The following is an 18,639-nucleotide window of genomic DNA, read 5'->3' on the forward strand; positions in this document are numbered from 1 at the left end:
CAAGCGGTGTTTAATTCTTCAAAACCCGGAAGTTGCAATAACTCGCACGAATTAAGATTTCCCCCCATATCACCCTTGCCATTCTGGCGCCAAGATTGCGCCCACTTGAACACGCCGCTCATTCAACTTTCCAGACCAGCCCGACTACCGCGGCAGGGAGAAGTCATGTCTTCAAGAAGTTTCCAGCATGAAGTGCCAAAGGCGCGGGTTAATATCAAACTCGATGTGCACACCGGCGGGGCGCAACAGAAAGTAGAGTTGCCACTCAAACTGCTGATGCTTGCCGATTACAGCAATGGTCGCGAACACCGCCCCCTGGCCGAGCGGGCAAAGGTATCGGTCAACCGCAACAACTTCGACAGTGTCCTGGCCGACTACGCACCGCGTGCACGTTTCGACGTGGCCAATGCGCTGGCGGACGGGCACGGCGACTGGGCCCTGAACCTGGGTTTCAACTGCATGAAGGACTTCGAGCCCGAGCAAGTTGCCCGGCAAGTGCCGCAACTGCGTGCGTTGCTCGCCATGCGCAATCTGCTGCGAGACCTCAAATCCAACCTGCTCGACAACGCCACGTTCCGCGCAGAGCTCGAACGCATCCTGCTCGACCCGCAGTTGAACCAAGGGCTGCGCAGTGAACTTGCCCGCCTCGAACAACGCGCGTGAACCGCCAACCAGAAGGCCCTGACATGAGCAACGAGACTCCCGCCGCTGCAGCCCCAGTGAATGTGCAGGACACAGGCGTGTACGCCGGCCTGTTCGATAAGATCAGCCTCAGCCCGGTGCTGGGTATCCCTGCGCTGGACACGTTTCAGAGCACCGAAGCACTGGCCGATACCTCCACCGAAGATCGCGTTACCGCCGCCATCAGCGTGTTCATCGAGCGTGTGGCCCGCAGCGCCGAGCCGGTGCAACGGCTGGACCGGCAATTGCTGGATGGGCACATCGCAGCGCTGGACGAGCAGATCAGCCGGCAACTTGACCTGATCATGCACCACCCGGCTTTCCAGCAGGTCGAGGCGACCTGGCGAGGCCTCAAATCACTGGTGGATCAAATCGATTTTCGCCACAACGTGCGAGTGGAGTTGCTCGACGTCAGTAAGCAGGCTCTGGTCGAAGATTTTGACGAAGCACCGGAAATCGCCCAGAGCGGGTTGTACCTTCACACCTATGGCCAGGAATACGACACCCCGGGCGGTGAGCCCATCGCCGCTGCGATTTGCGACTACACCTTCGACCGCAGCCCTGGTGATGTGGCATTGCTGCGCAACCTGTCGCGGGTAGCCGCCGCCGCGCACATGCCGCTGATCGGTGCGGTCGGGCCTGCGTTCTTCGGCAAGAAAAGCATGGAAGAAGTGGCCGCGATCAAAGACGTCGGCAACTATTTCGACCGTGCTGAATACATCAAATGGAAGGCGTTTCGTGACAGCGAAGATGCTCGCTATATCGGCCTGACACTGCCGCGGGTGCTGGGCAGGCTGCCGTACGGCCCGGACACGGTGCCGGTGCGCAGTTTCAATTATGTCGAGCAGGTAAAAGGCCCGGACCATCAAAAGTACCTGTGGGTCAGTGCCGCCATGGCGTTTGCCGCCAACATGGTCAAAAGCTTTATCAACAATGGCTGGTGCGTACAGATCCGCGGCCCGCAGGCCGGCGGGGCGGTGACCGACTTGCCCATTCACCTGTATGACCTGGGCACCGGCTATCAGGCGAAGATCCCGTCCGAGGTAATGATTCCCGAAACACGAGAGTTCGAGTTTGCGCAGTTGGGTTTGATACCGCTGTCTTATTACAAGAATCGAGATTACGCGTGCTTCTTCTCTGCCAACTCTGTGCACAAGCCGGCGCTTTATGACACTGCCGAGGCCACCGCAAACAGCCGGATCAATGCCCGCTTGCCCTATGTGTTTCTGCTCTCGCGGATTGCCCATTACCTGAAGTTGATCCAGCGCGAGAACATCGGCACCACCAAAGACCGGCGCGTATTGGAAATGGAACTGAACCGATGGGTGAGCGGGCTCGTGACGGAAATGAACGACCCCAGCGATAGCCTGCAGGCCACTCACCCGCTACGCCAAGCCAAGGTGACGGTGGAAGACATCGAGGACAACCCGGGGTTCTTTCGCGTGCACCTGTTCGCAGTACCGCATTTTCAAGTCGAGGGCATGGATGTGAACCTGTCGCTGGTCTCGCAAATGCCACGTGCCAAAGCCTGACCCGGAGCCTTGAGGATGAGAATCGACCGCCCGCTCTGGGCTGCCGGGGTGTTGCTGGCCCCGCAGCAGTTCCAGCAACAGGCTCGGCTGCATCATTGGGCGCTGGAGCAGGTGGCGCAGGTGGGCTGCGCCTATCCCTGGGGCGTGCAGGCAGTGCGCTTTGACCGCCAGAGCCTGGCCGGCGGCGTGCTGAAGGCGCAGCGGTTGAGCCTGCGGCTACCTGATGGCACGGCGATCGATACCGAGCTTGCAGATCAGTTGCCACCGGCAATGGACCTGAGCACCGTCACCGAAAAAGATGCCGTAGCGGTGTTGGCCCTGCCGCGAGAGCACGCCAACGGTTTCAACTGCCTGCTCGATGGCCAGCACAATGACCGACCCACGCGCTACCGCCAGGTCTGGAAGGACGTGGCGGACCTGTACGGCGACCACAACCAGCCGATCGCGGTGGCCGAGCCGCAACTGAGCTTACGGTTGGCAAGCGATTACAACGCCGATTACATCACCTGCGAGGTGGCGCGAGTGGTGCGCGACGACCTTGGCCATTGGGCGTTGGATGAACACTGGATACCGCCTTTGCTGCACATCGGCGGCGCTCCCCCTGTGATCGGGCGGTTAGGCTTGTTGCTGGACCAGCTAGACGCCAAACGCTGCCGGCTCATGGCCCTGCGCAATGAAAGCAATGCACGCATGGCCGACTTCGCCGTGGCCGATGTGTCGCTCTTCTGGCTGCTCAACGCCCTCAATAGCCATCGGCCGCTCCTGCGGCATTTTCTCAAACATCCCGCTCAGCACCCTGAGCGGCTCTGGCAGGTGCTGGCGAGCCTGGCCGCGAGCCTGATGACCTTTTCACTGGACCACGACCTGGACCAGATCCCCGATTACCAGCACCGGCAACTGGGGCAGGTGCTGCTGCCGCTGATGAACATGCTGGGCGAGTTGCTCGATGCCCGCTTGCCGTCCCGCGTACTGGCACTGCCGTTGGAGCAGCTCAAGCCGCAACATTGGCAGGCACGGCTGCATGACACCCGGTTGTGCGAGCCGGGCGCTGCCGACTTCTACCTGTCGGTGCGTGGTGGGTTACCGGCTGCGCAGATGCAACAGCAGTTTCCACTGCTGTGCAAAGCCTGCGCGCCAGCCGAGCTTGATCGCCTGCTCAATGCCGCACTGGAAGGGGTGCCTGTGCGGGCACTGCAACACGCTCCTGCCGCCGTGCCGCTGCGCCTGGAGAATCTCTATTTCACGCTCGACCTGGCCCATGAAAAAGGGCTGGCCATGCTCGCCAGCGCAAGCTGTGCCTTCTACGTTCCGACCACGCTGGGGCCGGTGCAACTTGAGCTCTACGCGGTGCTGCGGACATGACTGCAGGCAACCGTCAAACGCCCTGCATGGGGGATGTCGACCTGCTGCTGCACAGCACCTGGCTGCTGGCTTGCGAACTGCGCCATGGCGCGGTGCCTGTCGACGGCGAACAGCTGCATCGCCACTGTCAGGAGCAGATCGAAACCGTGCGCGCGGCGCTGTTGCGTGACGGCGCCGCTCAGGGCTGGGCCGACCAGGTGTGCCTGGTTCAGTGCGCGGTGCTCGATGAAGCGGTCATGGCCTGCACCGGTGATGCGATTCGCGATCGCTGGCAGGCCAAGCCGCTGCAGGCGCAGTACCTTGGCCACCATCGAGCAGGGGAACTGCTGTATGAGCGCATGGACCAGGCGCTGCGTGACCCTGCCACCGACCGGGCCTTGATCACCTTGTTTCACCGCGCGCTTCTACTGGGGTTCGAAGGCAGGTACCGGCAGGGCAGCCTGCCACGGGAGCAGCGCTTACAGGCGTTGCACGAGCGCGCTTTCGCGCTTGAGCCGGCGTTCGATCTCGGCCCCGAGCCTCCCCGAAACGGTTGGGCGAGGCGGGGCTTGCTGCGCCACCCGCTGTTGCATCTGGCTTGCGCCGCGTTGTTGGTCGCGGGGGTCTGGTGGCTGGCCGATGCCAGCCTGGAGGCCCGCCTGCAGGCGCTGTTCCCAGGCGTTGCTTCATGACCTCTGGGCAACGCGCGGCTTTGGCAGGCTGGGCGGTGGCCCTGGCAGTGGGCTGGGCCACTGTGGTTATCCCTGCCATCGGCCCGCGGATCGGGGCGTGGGCGGTGGCGTTGGTTGCAGCTTTGCTGGCCTTGGCTTATGGGCGAGTTTACCGCCGGCCACGCTCTGGTATACCCCTGCCGCAAGTTTCACGGCTGCCGGGCGCAGAGCACCCGCTGGCGCTGGTGTGCGGGGAGCACCTTGAGCAGTTGTTCGGCCGGCGCGGCGCCGACAGTTCGGGGTTGCGTCACGGGAAGGACTGCAGCTACCTCGCCGTTGGCCGTAGCGAGCGGCTGGGGCCGGTGGTGGCAGCGTTGATCGAGCGGCAACCTTGGCGTGCTCAGCAGTTGCGAGTGTTGTGGGTGGCGAACCCCGGGCAGATGGCCGATGCGAACGAGACTACCGTGTCGCTGCGCAACCTGCGGCGGCAGCTGGCGCAGCTGCATGAACAGGGCCTGGCCTTGCCGTTATTGATCGCCAGCTACCTGCCCGACGGTGCCGAAGGGCACGGCTGGTTCATCTGCCAGCGGGGGCAGGGCATGCAAAGTGAGCGCAGCGCCGAGCAACCCTCAGACCAACTGCGCGCGAGCTTGCATGTGCAGATGGTGACCCGGTGGTGGGCCGAGACTGTGGTACCGGCCTTATGTGACGGCAACAGCCGGTACCCGGCCTGCCCACCGGCGGCCTGTGCTGCGCTCAGTGTGCCGGGGCTGCCGGCTGAAGCGGGCCAATCGTTGTGGGCGCGCTGGGTGGCCCGGCAGGCGGGGGTACGGCCCCGGCCAGCACCACAGGCGCTGCCTACACACCTGCCATTGCCTGATCCTCTGTTGGGCCTGCACGTAGGCATACAGGTACGGCCTATGCCGGGGCATTCATGGGCTGTAGCTATTTGGATGGCCGGCGTGGCAGCGGTGGCCGCCGTGGTCGGCGTCGCTTGGCACAACCACGCGTTGGTGCGCCAAGTCAGCCATGACCTGCAACAGTATCGAGCCCAGCCCGACCTGCTGGCTGCACGTTCGCAGCTCACCGCCGATCACCAGGAGCTCGCACGATACCAACGCGAAGGCGTTCCGCTGAATCTGGGGCTTGGCTTGTATCGAGGCGTTTGGCTGCTGGACAGGATCTCGCCTTGGCTGGTGCCCGGCCCTGCGGCTCACGAACAGAAACAAGCGCTGCATTTGCCCAGCCGTGCGCTGTTTGCAAGCGGCAGTGCGGTATTGAACGAGCGAGCGGGCCCGGTGCTGTTCCAGGCGCTGATGGCTATCGCCGAGCACCACCGTGAAGGGGGGCTGATCATCGTCAGTGGCCATACCGACGACCGTGGCGGCGCGGTTGCGAACCTGCGGTTGTCCCGGGCACGGGCCATGGCTGTACGCGATTGGTTGCAGCGTACAGGCGGGCTGCCCGGGCACTGTTTCGCGGTGCAGGGGCTCGGGGCCAGCCAGCCGATGGCGAGTAACGACGACGAACAGGGGCGCGCCGCCAACCGGCGCGTGGATATACGCCTGGTCCCTGAGGCAGGGGCATGCGCCGCTGCTGGTGGGGTGCCGGGCACTCTCGGGGCCAAGCCCTGACTTAACGGCAAGGAGTGGAAAATGGCGATTCCGGTTTATCTGTGGCTCAAGGATGACGGTGGCAGTGAAATCAAAGGCGAGGTCAGCATCGTCAAGCGCGAAGGCTCTATCGAAGTGGTCGCGCTGGAGCACGGGGTCGCGATCCCAACCGATGACAGCTCAGGCGCCGTCACTGGAACACGCGTTCACAAACCCTTCGTATTCACCAAACACATCGATTGCTCCTCCACCTATCTGTTCAAGGCCGTGACGACGGGGCAAACGCTTAAAGAAGCCAAGTTCTCGTTCTTCAAGATCAACAGCGCAGGCACCGAGGAGGAGTACTACAGCGTGACGCTGGAGAACGTAAAAGTGGCGAGCGTTGCCATGGCGATGCACCACGTCAAGGAGCCGAGTGCCCAGAAAAAAGGCCACGAGGAGGTGGTCGAGCTGCGTTACGAAAAGGCGACCTGGTTCTTCAAGGAAGGCAATCTGCAGCATAGCGACAGCTGGAATGAGCGCGTCTCAGGCTGAAGGCTTCAACGTCATCCACGTGCGCGCCTGCCGGGCGCGCCATGCTCATTCGAAGGTGGCATCAATGCTTGTATCACTGCGGCGCTACGCCCGCTTTGCATCGCTGAACCCTGGCCAAGGCACCGCTCATGGCTGACTCACGCTACAGCCTGGGCCTGGCCGGCTTGCGTCTTGACGTGCTGAACCTGGAAGGCCACGAACACTTGAGCCAAGTGTTCGATTACCGCGTGCGCTGCACCAGCAGCCAGCACGACATTGGTAGGGAGCAGGTGCTTACTCAGCCTGCGGCGCTGCAGTTCTGGAGTGCATTGCCCTCCCAAGGGCTATTACGCACGGTGCACGGCGTCATCACCGGCTTCGCACACTTGCGTACCTCGGTAGACGAGACGCTCTACGAGTTCACGCTGCAGCCTCGCCTTGCCCTGCTGTCCAGGGGCCAGGGCAGCCACCTGTACCGTAACCTTTCGGTGCCGCAAATTGTCGAGCAGGTGCTGTGCCAGCGCCACGGCTGGCCGGCACTGGGCTTGCAAGCCGATAAGCTGCTACACAGTCACCCGGCATTGGAGCAGGTGATCCAGTTCGAGGAGAGCGACTTGGCGTTCATCGAGCGCTTACTCGCCGAAGCAGGCATCTGGTACCGGCTCCAGAGGCATGAAACGCTTGACTGCGAAGTGATGGTGCTGGGCGACCGTGCCGCTGAGCATTACCTGCCGTCGGTGACATTGCCGGTGCGACCGCGCAGCGGCCAGGTCACCGACCAGGCTGCGGTCTGGGGCATGCAGAGCGTGCATCAGGTCGTCGAGCAGAGTGCCAGTGTGCACCACTATGCGTACCGCCAGCGCCAGGACGAACAAGACGTGCCGCAATGGCTGCGGGTCGACGACACCAACAGCGATTTCGGTAGCCTCAGTGTGCAAGGGACCTATGGCGATGCCTGCCACCTGGGGCTGGCCTATGAAGCCAAAGGCCACGAGAACCAGGCTCGCGCGCTGTTCACCGAAAACAGCGGCTTGCGTGCCGCGCACCAATGCCACGAGCGCTACCTGAACCAGCGCACTCGACTGCGTGGCACCACCAGCGACCTGCGCATCGTGCCGGGCCGCGTGCTGAAGCTGGACTACCCACCCGGTGGGCATGCCTTGGAGCCTGGGTTGCTGCAGCCGGGGCTGCTGATAACCGACATCCACGTCACCGGCGCCCGTGATAACGACCTGGCCATCCAGTTTGAAGGCATGCCCCACGGCGCGGTCGAGTTTCGCCCGCGCGCCAGGCCCAAGCCGGTGATGGCTGGCACGTTGGCCGCGTTCGTCAGCGCCGCACAGCCGCCAGAGGCCGACCTTGACCAAGACGGCCATTACCAAGTGCATTTCGCCTTCGACCGGCGCGAGCGCACACCCGAATCAGCCAGCAAGCCGCTGCGCCTCGCCCGGCCGTACGCGGGCAAACGCTACGGCCTGCACATGCCCCTCAGGCCCGGTACCGAGGTTGCCATAGCGTTCGAGCAAGGCGACCCGGACCGGCCCTACATTGCCCACGCCATGCACGACCGCTGCCTGGCTGATCTCGTCACCCGCGCCAACCAGACCCGCAACGTCCTGCGTACACCGGCCAACAACAAGCTGCGCATGGAGGACAAACCCGGTGCCGAGCACATCAAGCTCAGCACCGAAGGCGGTGGCAAGAGCCAGCTTAACCTCGGGCATCTGGTGGGCAGCGACCCCGCTCAGGTACGCGGTGAAGGTTTCGAGCTGCGTACCGACGCTCGCGGGGCGATCCGCGCCGGGCAGGGCCTGCTCATCAGTGCCGACCCTCAAGCTCACGCCCAGGGCGCGGTGCTGGAGATGGGCGCTGCCCTCGAGCAGTTGAGCGCTTCGCTGCAGTTGGTCAAGGCGCTGGCGCACAGCGTAGCGGCTGCAGGTGCCAGCTGCGCCGATGAGCAGGCCCAGCGCGGCCTGGAAGAGGCGTTGAACATGCTGCAGGGCGCAGGGCTGATCGCCACGGCGCCGGCTGGGGTGGCGGTAGTGACGCCCAGCCAACTGCAGCTGTCGGCCGGCGGCAATCTGATCGCCACCGCCGGCGACAGCGCTGACCTCAGCGTAGGGAAACGCCTGGCGATGGCTGCCGGCGAGCAGGTCAGCCTGTTCGCGCAAAACGCAGGTATGCAGCTGGTTGCAGGCCAGGGCGATGTGCAGGTCCACGCCAAGCGAGCGAGCCTGGATCTACAGGCGCAGCACAACATCAACATCGCCGCCCACCAAGGGGAGATGCGGGTGCAGGCCGAGCAGGGCATCACCCTGTCCAGCCGCGGCGCTTATATCACCCTCAAGGATGGCTGCATCGAAATCGGTGCCCCGGGCAAGGTGGTGGTGCGCAACGACGACGTGCAGTGGGGTGCAAGCGCCGCCAAAGGTTTCTGTGCAGTGCCGCTGCAAAGCGAAACCTTCGTGCACCAGGCGCTCAATACCCGCTTTCAGGTCACTGACAGCCCAACGGGGGCGCCTAGGCAGGACGTGGCCTACTGCGTCAGCTCAGGTGAAAGCGCTGCGGCAGAAGGCCCCCCAGGCGGCGCAGCCCCAGCTGTCGCGACAGACAGTGACTGACCGAATCGTCGCCTCAAGCCCCCGCGTGAGGCTGGGGCGATCAATCGCTTCCACAGTGCCGTCGGCAAACGGATAGACCGCTCTCAGGCTGCCTGGCCCACTGCATTACCACCCACTGCATAAGGATGGTTTACGTGTCGAACAGCATCATCAGGCAATCGGACAGCCTGGCTTCCGGCGGCAAGGTTCTGGGCGGTAGCGCCTCGCTGCGTTTTGGCGGGCTGGCCGTCGCCCGTGTGGGCGACGCTGTGAGTTGCCCGATACCCGGCCATGGTTTGAATGCCATCGCCCAGGGCGATTCAGGGTTCACCGATGCGGGGTTGGCCGTTGCCTTGCACGGCCACCTCTGTGAATGCGGCTGCAGTTTGGTGAGCTCATTGCCGTGGGCTGGGCGCCGGTAATGGCGGGCCCGCACGACGGTGTTCCCGCTGCACAGCCGCTGCCCAAAGCGCCCAATGTGCTGTTGCTCGCTGCCACGACAACCGGGGCCGTTCTTACAACAGTCGGAGGGTTGACCGTCTTATGGCCCAGCGATGGCAGCTTGCCCAGCCAGACCTACTGGATGCTGGTGGCTGTGCTCACCGCAGCAGGGGGAGTGCTGCTGGCGCTGCGGCTGCTGGTGCATGAGCGCAAGCGAGAACAGGTGCTGCTATGGAACAGCTGCCGCGAACAGTGGCTGGGCCAGCGGGTGCGTGCCTGGCAACAGCCGGCGAAAGTGGTGGCGCTCGCCTACAGCACGGCGGCGGGCAACCGCTGCCTCGCCCAGGCCCTGAGGGCAAAAGGGCCGGTGCTGCAGCCGGTTTATGTAGATGCGCTGGGCGCTTGCGTGACGTTCAGCGCCCTACGGGGCTACGTGCCCACCCTGTGCCTGCAGGCGTACCGCCGGCGGCTCGCCCAGGAACTTGGCGCGGTACTGGCCCCCTTGGCACCGGCCATGGAGCACTTGGCCGGCCACCGCCTGGCTGTGCGGGTGCGGCATGACCGACAACTCGCGGATGCAGAGATCGAGCAATTGCTGGTTCGGTTGTTGCCACCCCAGGCGCGGGCCACCGCCCCGGTGTTCGCGCACCATGAAGACGGGTTCCTTTGGCTGGGGCCCTGGCTGGATGCCCATGCGCCTGCGCCCTGGCTGCTGTGCATCGATTTCAACCTGTTCCTGATGCCCCATGCTGGCCAGGCAGAAGGTGTAAGTGCCGTGTTGCTGGCGCACCCGAGTGTCGGTTGCGAGGGCCTTGCAGCGCTGCACAGGCCGATCTCCAGCCAAGCCGCTGCCGATTGCCTGGCCCAAGCCTGCGCCGCGAGCGAGGCGAGCCCGTCATCGGCTTGGCTCGCCTGCCGGGGCCAAGCGCACTCTACATCGATTGCCCTGGCCAACGTGGGCATCGCAGCCTCGCAGCAACATGCCCTCGATCTCCAGTTAGGCCATGGAGGGACTGCGATGGCAGCGCTGCTGCTGATCACCGCTTGCGAGCAGGCCCATGCCCAGGAGCAGGCGCAGCTGCTGCTATTTACCGATCGAACATTACAAGCCTGCGTGGTGCGACCCTGCGGTAAGGAGGCCCAGGCATGAGCCTGAAGAAAGCGATGTTCTGGCTGTTGGTGGTGGGCGTGAGTGGTGGGGGCATGGCCTTGCTGTGGCTGGACAACCCGCTGAACGCCGGCTGGGATGACAGCCTGCGCCAGCGCTGGAGCGTATTGCTGCTACTGACCTGCCTGGTGGCGGTAGTGATCGATGGCTTTAGCGTGCTGGCACTGGCGCGGTTGAGCGCAATGCGGTTCCTTGCGCTCTGCCAGCAAGGGGGTTCGCCAATGGCCACGCCTTACCGGCAAAACCTCGATCAAGCGTTGCCAGTGTGTGATGTCGAGCCCCTGCGCAGCCTGTTGCGGTTTCGTCACGGGCGCAGGTGGCGCAGCAAGGTGCGGCTTGTGCTGGTGGTCGGCGAACCAGCCCAGGTGCAGGCCCTGGCACCTGGGCTTGCGACCGATCAATGGCAAGAGGCCGGGGGTGTGGTGCTGCTGCATGGGGGCAGCGTGCAAACCCCTGATTGCCAAGCCTGGACGCTGTGGCGGGCGCTGTGCCGCAGGCGGCCAGTGGATCAGATCGTCTGGGCGGTGGCTGCAGAGCACCGTGCTCAGGTCGCTTTTTTGAATAACGGCTTGCGGGAGCTGGAGCAGCGTGCGCGCGCATGGACCTGGCAGGCCCCGGTGCACCTGTGGGTGATCCAGGGCGAAGCAGTGTCTGAGCACAGCCCGGATGCCGGCGCCGTGCTTGACCCCTGCCAGCCCGCTGAGCGGTGGGCCGTAACGCTTCAGGCACAGGCCACTTCACTCCTCAAACGCAGCCTGCTGTGCTTGGGCCAGCAACGAACCCAGGCCGGCCTGTATGCGCTCGGGTTAAGTTGGCACCTTCGCCAAGGCTTGGCGCAGCAGTGGTGCAAGGCGCTGCACGATCAGCAACCGCACCTGGGCGGGCGGGGCGTGCCGATTCGTGGGCTTTGGTTCAGCCAGCCCCTGCCACGCGATGCGCATTGCCAACCCAATGCCTGGCAACGCCATGGCAGCTGGGCCAGGCTGTTGGCCGATCGCTACCCCGCCAGGCGCGTTGGATGGGTGTCGGCCCGCAGCGCACGTTGGGCCGGTGTGGCGGCACTGGTTGTTGCGCTGGGGGCAGTGGCTGCCAGTTGGTCGGGCAATATGGGGCTGTTGAGCCAAGCGGGCCAGGCGCTGGCTACCAATACATTGGATAGCTTGCTGCCAGTCACCCGGACACTCACCGCCCATGCCGCCCACGGCAGCCCCTGGCACCAGCGTTTCGGCCTGGATCGTTCAACTGCTGTGCTCCAACGCCTCTGGCCGTTTTATACCGTCGCCAATCAGGCCGAGTTGGCCGGGCCAACCCTGGCGCACCTGGAGGCCGTACTGCGCGACCTGGATCAATGGCCCGCGGGCGCTTTGGCACGGCAGGTGCGGGCTGAGCGCGGTTATGAGGCGCTCAAGGCCTATCTGATGTTGACCGACCCCCAGCGGCTTGAGCCCGATTCCCTCCAAGCCCTGGGCGCCAGCCAACAGCTCAACCCCGAAGCGTGGGCTTTCTACCTCCAGCAGTTGCGGGCCTATCCGTCGCTGGCGCCGGTGCGAAACGAGGGGTTGGTGAGGCTCGCCCGGCAACGCCTGCTGGCTGAATTGGGCCAACGCAACGCCGAACAGAACCTCTACCAGGCGGCGATGGCTGAGGCGCTCGGCAGCTATCCAGACCTGGGGCTCGCGCAACTGGCCCCCAACACGGACGCCGCGTTGCTTTACCACAGTGAACAGACGGTGCCTGGCCAGTTCACTCGCCAAGCCTGGGAGGGCAGCGTGCGCCAGGCGTTAGCCCGCACTGCACGGGCCCGCCGTGAGCAGATCGATTGGGTCCTGGCCGAGCCAGACGGGCAAGCTGCGCCACCGCTGGACGCAGATGCATTGCGTAGGCGCCTGGAGGCGCGATACTGGCGGGACTACACCCAGGCCTGGCAACGGTTTCTCAATGATCTGCGCTGGCGCGACACCGATACCGTTGAAGCCGTAGCCATCCAGTTGAGCCTGCTCAGCGATGCCCACGCATCACCGCTGAGGGCGCTTTTCGACAACCTGACCTGGCATGCCGAGGCTGGTCGTGAACGCGCAGCGCTGGGCGAGAGCCTGCTGGCGTCGGCACAGGAGATGATTGGCAAGCCCGTAAAAGTGACCGGCCCTCCCAGCGGCCCACTCGATGCCGCTTTCGGCCCGCTGCTGGCACTGCGAGATGCAAGTGCGAGTGGCCCGAACCTCGCTGGTTGGTTCACTCAGGTGGCCCGGCTTCGCCTTCGCCTGCAACAGATCAGCAGCGCAGCCGACCCACAGGCCGTCACTCAGGCTTTAGCCCAAGGTGTGTTTCAGGGCAGGGAAGCGGACATCGTTGCGCCCCGGGCCTATGGCCAACTGCTTGCGGCCAGCCTGGGCGCGCCCTGGAGTGGGGCAGGGCAAGCGCTGTTCGCGCAGCCGCTCGAACAGGCCTGGCAACGCCTGCTGCAGCCGGCGGCCCAAGGCATCAACCGGCAGTGGCGCGAAGCGGTCGTGGCGCCTTGGAACAGTGCGTTGAGCGGCCGTTACCCTTTTGCAGACACCACCACCGACGCGTCTCTGGCGTTTCTGGGACAGATGATTCGCGCCGACAGCGGCCGCATCGAGCGCTTTGTACAGCAGGAGTTGGCAGGTGTGTTGCGTAAACAGGGCAACCGTTGGGTAGTCGATGCCGACAATAGCCAGGGCCTGCGTTTGAACCCAGCGTTCCTGAATGCCCTGGCCACGCTGGATCGTGTGGCGCAGGTTGTGTTCAGCGACGGCAACCAAGGCCTGACCTTCGAACTCTCAGGCCAGCCGGCGCGGGACGTGGTGCAGAGCACATTGAGCGTTGACGGCCGTCGCCACCATTACTTCAACCACAAGCCCCGCTGGCAGCGTTTCACCTGGCCAGGGCGTGGCGACCATGCCGGGGCTAGCTTGACCTGGACCAGTGTGCGCACCGGTGAGCGCCTGTATGCCGAGCATCACGGCACTTGGGGGCTGATACGGCTGCTGGAGAACGCACAGGCCACAGCGCTGACGCCTGACGAAGGCCTTCACCGGCTGGTGATTGCCACGCCCGACGGCCTAAGCCTGGCCTGGCAGTTGCGCACCGAGCTAGGCGGCGGGCCGTTGGCATTGCTGGCATTGCGTGGCTTGCGCTTGCCCAGCGAGATCTTTCTGCCGACGCCAACGGTTGCCGCAGGTGACGACACATGAGCCTGGCCAAGTTGATCGCTCAATGCCTGGGCGAAGAGCCGCCCGTGCCGCTGGCTAAGCAGCAGGCTGCCTGCTGGGAGGGCTGGGCCGTGCCCATCAGCGCCGAGGCGCCGGTAGGGGCTGACCCGGTAAGCGAAGACGACTTTCAGCAATTGCGCGAGGAGGTGAACCGCCTCAGTGGTGCCGACACCGCACAGGTGTGCCATCTGGCCGAACGCCTGCTGCGCCACCGTTGCAAAGATCTCCGTGTGGCGGGTTACTACACTTGGGCGCGAACCCAGCAGCACGGTGAAGCAGGCCTGGCCGCCGGGCTGGAACTGACCGGTGTGTTGCTGGCTGCCTACGGCCGGCAACTGCTGCCTGCCCGCCCCCAAGGGCGGATGGCCGCGCTGGAGTGGCTGGCGAGCGCTCGGGTGCTTGATGCACTGTCGCGTTTCCCGGAACTTGCCAAGGCCGAGGCCCGCCGCACGGTCGCAGCGCTTGCCTGGATCGATCAACAACTAGGGCAGTGGCCGGACGCTGAACGGCCCTGCCTGGCACCCTTGCACGCGGCATTGAGCAAGCGGCTGGCCCAGGCCGGTGGCGCCGATGCCGTGCTGCCGCAGACCTGCGCGACGCCACCCAGTCAACCCCCTGCCATCGAGGCTATAGCCTCGGGCAGGGACGCCTTGGCGCGTGCGCACGAGCTGGCAGGCTGGTTACAGGCCCAGCCCGGCGGCTGGCTGGCAGCGCACCGGCTGGTCAAGCACCTGCGTTGGGACACCCTTCAACAGCCGCCCCCACAAGACCTCAACGGGCAGACCCAGCTGGCAGCGCCCCGTGAACACAGCCGCGCTTTGCTCCGGCAGATGCATCAGCAACGGCAGTGGCAGGCGTTGTTGTCAGAGGCGCAGGGCCTTTTTTGCGAGGGGGTCAACCATTTCTGGTTTGACCTCCAGTGGTACCTGCACCAGGCGCTGCAACACAGCCCTGAACCCTATGCCGGTTGGGCCTGGGTGATCGAGCGAGACCTAGCGGTTACCTTGCACCGCCTACCGGGGGTGGAGACGCTGTGCTGGTGCGACGGCACGCCTTTGGCCAGTCAGCCGTGTCGGGAGTGGATCGCAGGTTTCGAGGCTGCTGCTCCCTGCGAACTTGCGCCCCTTGCCTGCCCCGCTGGAAACGATTCGCAGGCACTTGAAGAGGCCGCCCTGACCCTGGCCGATAGCCAGGGGCTGGAGGCCTCCCTGAAGTGGCTGGCAGAGCAGGGGGCCGGGGGCTCGGGCCGCGATCAGTGGCTGCATCGCGCGCTGCAGGCGCGGCTGGCCGAGCAGTGCGGCAAGCCACTGCTGGCGATTGATCTGTACACCGAACTGCTCGCCCGCGACCAGAGCCAAGGCCTCGCGTCGTGGGAGCCGATGCTGTTGTTCGATGCCCAGGCCCGGCTGCTGCGGCTGCTGCGAGGCCATGCGTCGCGCATCGATGCTGAGGAGAAACCGCGCTATCAGGCACGCCAGCAGGCATTGCAAGCCTCGCTCAGCGCACTGGACCCCGCCCGTGCGGCGGTGCTCTACACCTAACCGGCAGATGACCATGGATACCGACAATCCCACTTTGCGTTACTACGATGCTGAGTTGCGCTACCTGCGAGAGGCTGGCAAGGCCTTCGCGCAGGCCTTTCCCGAGCGCGCGGCAGCCCTGCACCTGGACAAACCCGGCGCCCAAGACCCCTTCGTCGAGCGCCTGCTCGAAGGTTTTGCGTTTCTGACAGGCCGCCTGCGCCAGAAACTCGATGATGATCTCCCGGAACTGACTGAAAGCCTGGTCAGCCTGCTCTGGCCTCACTACCTGCGAACGATCGCCTCGTTGTCAGTGGTGCAGTTCACGCTGAGCGGCCCGGGCCTATTGCAGCCACGCGCCCTGGCCAAGGGCTTCGAAGTGCTGAGCCGACCTATTGGGCCGCATGGCACCCGCTGCCGTTACACCACCTGCCAGGCGCTGCGGGTCTTGCCACTGGTGGTCGACCATCTGAGCCACCAGCCACTGATCGACGGCCGGTCCAGCCTGCACCTGCGCTTGCGCGCAGTAGGTGTGATCGATGTTGGCGAACTTGCCGCGCTGCGGCTTTACATCAACGCTGATCAGGCACTGGCCAGTGCCCTGTACGCGGCGCTTCTGCATCCAGCCACGGTGGTAGCGGTGGCCGTCGACGAGGGTGCGGCCCTGCCCACCCTGTGCCAGCTGGCACCGTTGGGTTTCTCGCCTGAGGAGCGGCTATGGCCTGACCAAGGTGCAGCGTTTGGCGGGTATCAACTGCTATTGGAGTACTTCAGCTTTCCCGAAAAATTCCGCTTCTTCGAATTGCGCGGCCTTGAGCAGGTTGCGTTGGCGCCCGGGCAAAAGGTGGATGTGCGCCTTGAGCTCACTCAACCGTGGCCAGCGCAGTTCGGGCTCAACGCTGAGCATCTGAGAACCAATGCCGTGCCGGTGGCCAACCTGTTTGCGCTGCAGGGCGACCCCTTCATCGCCGACCCGTTGCAGCATGAGTACCTGATACGGCCGCAGCGGCTGCAGGATGGCCACACCGAGATCTACAGCGTTGACAGTGTCTGCGGCCAGGCCGGCGAAACCTACGTGCCATTCACCAGCTTCCGCCATCGTGGCGGGCTAATGCGCCATGACGCACCAGAGCGCTACTTTCACACCCGTTCCAAGCCCGGCCCCCAAGGCCTGCGCGACACATGGTTGATTCTGGGCGGGGAGGGGTTCCAACAGGCCGGGGCCCACGCACTGTCGCTGGCCCTCACCGCGACAAACGGCCAGCTGCCTCGTCGCGCCCTGCAAACCACACTGCTCGATGAGTGCGCCGAGCCGCTGCCGGGGTTGAGCGTGCGCAACCTATGCCCGCCCAGCCTGCCGTGCTTTCCCCCTGATCAGGACCGTTTTCAGTGGCGAGTGCTGGGGCACCTGGGTTCGAACTTCCTGCCGCTGCTCAGCGACCCGCAGGTGCTGCGAGGCACATTGGCCCTTTACGACTGGCCAGCCAGTGAGATGAACCGAAGGCGCCTGCAAGCGATCATCGATGTTCGTCACGGCCTGATCGAGCGCTTTACCCGTGGTTATTTGCAACGCGGCGTCGATATCCAGGTAACCCTTGAGGCCGCAGGGTTCGCCGGGCAAGGCGACATTTTGCTGTTCGGCGAGATTCTCAACCGGTTTTTCTCACTCTACGCCGACATTCACGTGTTCACGCAGCTGACCGTGGTGGTGCTCCCTGAAAGCAACGTCCTCAGGTGGCAAGAGATGCACAGCCAGAGGGTCCCTGGATGAGTGTGGAGGCGTTGTTGGAGGCACTGGCGCCGCGGCTGTGTGAGGCGAGCCTGTGGCGGGTGTGCCAATTGATCGAGCAGAGCGCCCCCCAGGCGCCTGCATTGGGCTCCACCCTGAACCCAGCCGACGACCCTGTGCGTTTTCTGCCGTGGCCGGGCCTTGGGTTTCCGGCAGCGGAATGGCGTGGCCTGGAAACCGGTGAAGGGAGGGTGCCGGTACTGCGGACTCGGCTGCTGGGCCTTTATGGTGTGGATTCACCCCTGCCGGCTGTTTATCTGGCCGATATCAGCCAGGGCGGGGAAGGGCATGAGGCACTGCAGGGGTTCCTCGATCTGTTCAGCCACAGGCTGTTCACTCAGTTCTACCGGGCATGGCGCAAATACTCGTACCCCGCGACCTTCCAGGCTGGGGGCCAGGACCCAACCTCGCAATGCCTTTTGAGCCTTATAGGCCTGGGCACCCCCGGCAGCGCTGGAGGTATCGGTGCGCCGGCTTCGCGCTTTCTGGGCCTGCTGGCTGCCTTGCGCCTGCCGACGCGCACGGCTGAAGGCCTGAATGCGCTGGTACGCCTGCTGGCGCCGCAGACGCGAACCGAGGTCACCGCGTGCTGGCCCCGAACGGTGTGGCTGGCAAGCCCGGCAACACTGGGCGGCGCGCCTGTTTCGCTAGGGCAGGGAATGCCGCTGGGCCCGCGTGGGCTGGATGCAACCAGCCAGGTGCTGCTGACGCTTCATGCAGAGCAGGCCGCTGAAGTGCTCGCCTGGTTACCGGGTGAGCAGCGCCTGGCAGACCTGTTAGTGCTGCTGCGGATGTACTTGGGCTGGCGTTGCAACGCCAGGCTTGGGCTGAGCTTGCCCAGCGCCTGCCTGCCAGCTGCGCACTTGGGGCGGAAGTCTCTGCGCCTGGGTATGACAGCTTTGCTGGGCCCCGCAGCGCGAGCATCAGCCCGCGTGAGGATCGACCTGGGCCTCTACCAAGGCCTGCAACCTCTTCATACCGTTTCAAAGGACATCCACCATGTCGCGCCGCTGCCTTATTAAAGCTGTTTGGAGTGCCCTGTTGTGCGTCACGCTCGCTGGGTGTGGCTGGGCCCAGCGTGCCGTTGATGCTACGCGCGAGACGGCGCGCGATGCCTTCATCCGCCCTGTGACCACCTTGCACCTGGACATCACCGCGCGTACTGCCCTCAATACGCATAGCCAAGACATGCTCGGCCTGTCGGTACCCACACTGGTGCGGGTCTATCAGCTGAGCGACCCCGACCTCCTGCTGCGCGCCAGTTACGAGCAACTCCTGGATAACGCTGACCTGGCCCTGGGTGCCAGCGTGCTCGAACAGCACGCGCGGGTGATCAGGCCCGAACAGGGCGTGCGCCTGGACGTGCCGCTGGATTCAGCTGCAACGCACGTTGCTGTCGTGGCGCTGTTGCAGGAACCTCAAGCCAGCGCTGGCCAGTGGCGGCTGGTGCTGGAACGCAAGGCACTGCAGCGCAATGTACCGCGGGTGGTTGAGTTGGCTGGCCAGCGCCTGACCCTGCGCCCGCTGGAGCCCTGAA

14 protein-coding genes are annotated in these 18,639 nt (G+C 64.7%); all 14 read left to right on the forward strand.

Annotated features, from left to right (window positions below; translation table 11 throughout):
* Nucleotides 1–165 precede the first annotated feature (165 nt).
* On the forward strand, nt 166–663 hold the full coding sequence (gene tssB, locus F474_RS01065) for a type VI secretion system contractile sheath small subunit (RefSeq protein WP_097086582.1): 498 nt from the start codon (nt 166–168) through the stop codon (nt 661–663).
* A gap of 23 nt (nt 664–686) precedes the next feature.
* A complete protein-coding gene (tssC, locus tag F474_RS01070) occupies nt 687–2,213 on the forward strand; it encodes a type VI secretion system contractile sheath large subunit (protein ID WP_097086584.1) in 1,527 nt (508 codons plus the stop codon).
* Nucleotides 2,214–2,228: 15 nt separating this feature from the next.
* Entirely contained in the window at nt 2,229–3,575 is a 1,347-nt protein-coding gene (tssK, locus tag F474_RS01075; protein WP_097086585.1) for a type VI secretion system baseplate subunit TssK, read from the forward strand.
* Nucleotides 3,572–4,246 (forward strand): type VI secretion system protein TssL, short form, encoded by a 675-nt coding sequence (gene tssL / locus F474_RS01080; protein ID WP_097086587.1) that lies wholly within the window; start codon nt 3,572–3,574, stop codon nt 4,244–4,246. The genes tssK and tssL overlap by 4 nt, the downstream gene beginning before the upstream one ends.
* Entirely contained in the window at nt 4,243–5,859 is a 1,617-nt protein-coding gene (locus tag F474_RS01085) for an OmpA family protein (protein WP_097086589.1), read from the forward strand. The genes tssL and F474_RS01085 overlap by 4 nt, the downstream gene beginning before the upstream one ends.
* 21 nt (nt 5,860–5,880) lie before the next feature.
* A complete protein-coding gene (gene tssD / locus F474_RS01090; protein ID WP_097086591.1) occupies nt 5,881–6,372 on the forward strand; it encodes a type VI secretion system tube protein TssD in 492 nt (163 codons plus the stop codon).
* A 128-nt stretch (nt 6,373–6,500) separates the two neighbouring features.
* Complete coding sequence (locus F474_RS01095) at nt 6,501–8,972, forward strand: type VI secretion system Vgr family protein (RefSeq protein WP_097086593.1); 2,472 nt, start codon at nt 6,501–6,503, stop codon at nt 8,970–8,972.
* A 134-nt stretch (nt 8,973–9,106) separates the two neighbouring features.
* On the forward strand, nt 9,107–9,373 hold the full coding sequence (locus F474_RS01100; protein WP_256577799.1) for a PAAR domain-containing protein: 267 nt from the start codon (nt 9,107–9,109) through the stop codon (nt 9,371–9,373).
* Complete coding sequence (locus F474_RS01105; RefSeq protein WP_125483356.1) at nt 9,325–10,542, forward strand: hypothetical protein; 1,218 nt, start codon at nt 9,325–9,327, stop codon at nt 10,540–10,542. The genes F474_RS01100 and F474_RS01105 overlap by 49 nt, the downstream gene beginning before the upstream one ends.
* Nucleotides 10,539–13,775, forward strand: a complete 3,237-nt coding sequence (locus F474_RS01110; protein ID WP_097086599.1) for an ImcF-related family protein — start codon at nt 10,539–10,541, stop codon at nt 13,773–13,775. Before F474_RS01105 ends, F474_RS01110 begins: the two co-directional genes overlap by 4 nt.
* The gene (gene tssA / locus F474_RS01115) at nt 13,772–15,334 is read left to right on the forward strand and encodes a type VI secretion system protein TssA (protein ID WP_097086601.1); all 1,563 of its coding nucleotides are present in this window, start codon (nt 13,772–13,774) and stop codon (nt 15,332–15,334) included. The genes F474_RS01110 and tssA overlap by 4 nt, the downstream gene beginning before the upstream one ends.
* A gap of 13 nt (nt 15,335–15,347) precedes the next feature.
* Nucleotides 15,348–17,084, forward strand: coding sequence for a type VI secretion system baseplate subunit TssF (gene tssF / locus F474_RS01120; protein WP_097086603.1), 1,737 nt, complete (start codon nt 15,348–15,350; stop codon nt 17,082–17,084).
* Nucleotides 17,081–18,124, forward strand: coding sequence for a type VI secretion system baseplate subunit TssG (gene tssG, locus F474_RS01125; protein WP_097086605.1), 1,044 nt, complete (start codon nt 17,081–17,083; stop codon nt 18,122–18,124). The genes tssF and tssG overlap by 4 nt, the downstream gene beginning before the upstream one ends.
* Nucleotides 18,102–18,638: a type VI secretion system lipoprotein TssJ gene (tssJ, locus tag F474_RS01130; protein WP_097086607.1), complete on the forward strand. Its 537-nt coding sequence runs from the start codon at nt 18,102–18,104 to the stop codon at nt 18,636–18,638. Before tssG ends, tssJ begins: the two co-directional genes overlap by 23 nt.
* The last annotated feature ends 1 nt before the right edge of the window (nt 18,639 follow it).

The sequence above is a fragment of the Pseudomonas sp. URIL14HWK12:I12 genome, from assembly GCF_003097135.1.
In the GTDB taxonomy this organism is placed as follows: Bacteria; Pseudomonadota; Gammaproteobacteria; order Pseudomonadales; family Pseudomonadaceae; genus Aquipseudomonas.

Excerpts from the sequence above, each read along its gene's own strand:
- tssB (WP_097086582.1), top strand. The coding sequence starts at position 166 with ATGTCTTCAAGAAGTTTCCAGCATGAAGTGCCAAAGGCGCGGGTTAAT.
- tssC (WP_097086584.1), top strand. The coding sequence starts at position 687 with ATGAGCAACGAGACTCCCGCCGCTGCAGCCCCAGTGAATGTGCAGGAC.
- tssK (WP_097086585.1), top strand. The coding sequence starts at position 2,229 with ATGAGAATCGACCGCCCGCTCTGGGCTGCCGGGGTGTTGCTGGCCCCG.
- tssL (WP_097086587.1), top strand. The coding sequence starts at position 3,572 with ATGACTGCAGGCAACCGTCAAACGCCCTGCATGGGGGATGTCGACCTG.
- F474_RS01085 (WP_097086589.1), top strand. The coding sequence starts at position 4,243 with ATGACCTCTGGGCAACGCGCGGCTTTGGCAGGCTGGGCGGTGGCCCTG.
- tssD (WP_097086591.1), top strand. The coding sequence starts at position 5,881 with ATGGCGATTCCGGTTTATCTGTGGCTCAAGGATGACGGTGGCAGTGAA.
- F474_RS01095 (WP_097086593.1), top strand. The coding sequence starts at position 6,501 with ATGGCTGACTCACGCTACAGCCTGGGCCTGGCCGGCTTGCGTCTTGAC.
- F474_RS01105 (WP_125483356.1), top strand. The coding sequence starts at position 9,325 with ATGCGGCTGCAGTTTGGTGAGCTCATTGCCGTGGGCTGGGCGCCGGTA.
- F474_RS01110 (WP_097086599.1), top strand. The coding sequence starts at position 10,539 with ATGAGCCTGAAGAAAGCGATGTTCTGGCTGTTGGTGGTGGGCGTGAGT.
- tssA (WP_097086601.1), top strand. The coding sequence starts at position 13,772 with ATGAGCCTGGCCAAGTTGATCGCTCAATGCCTGGGCGAAGAGCCGCCC.
- tssF (WP_097086603.1), top strand. The coding sequence starts at position 15,348 with ATGGATACCGACAATCCCACTTTGCGTTACTACGATGCTGAGTTGCGC.
- tssG (WP_097086605.1), top strand. The coding sequence starts at position 17,081 with ATGAGTGTGGAGGCGTTGTTGGAGGCACTGGCGCCGCGGCTGTGTGAG.
- tssJ (WP_097086607.1), top strand. The coding sequence starts at position 18,102 with ATGTCGCGCCGCTGCCTTATTAAAGCTGTTTGGAGTGCCCTGTTGTGC.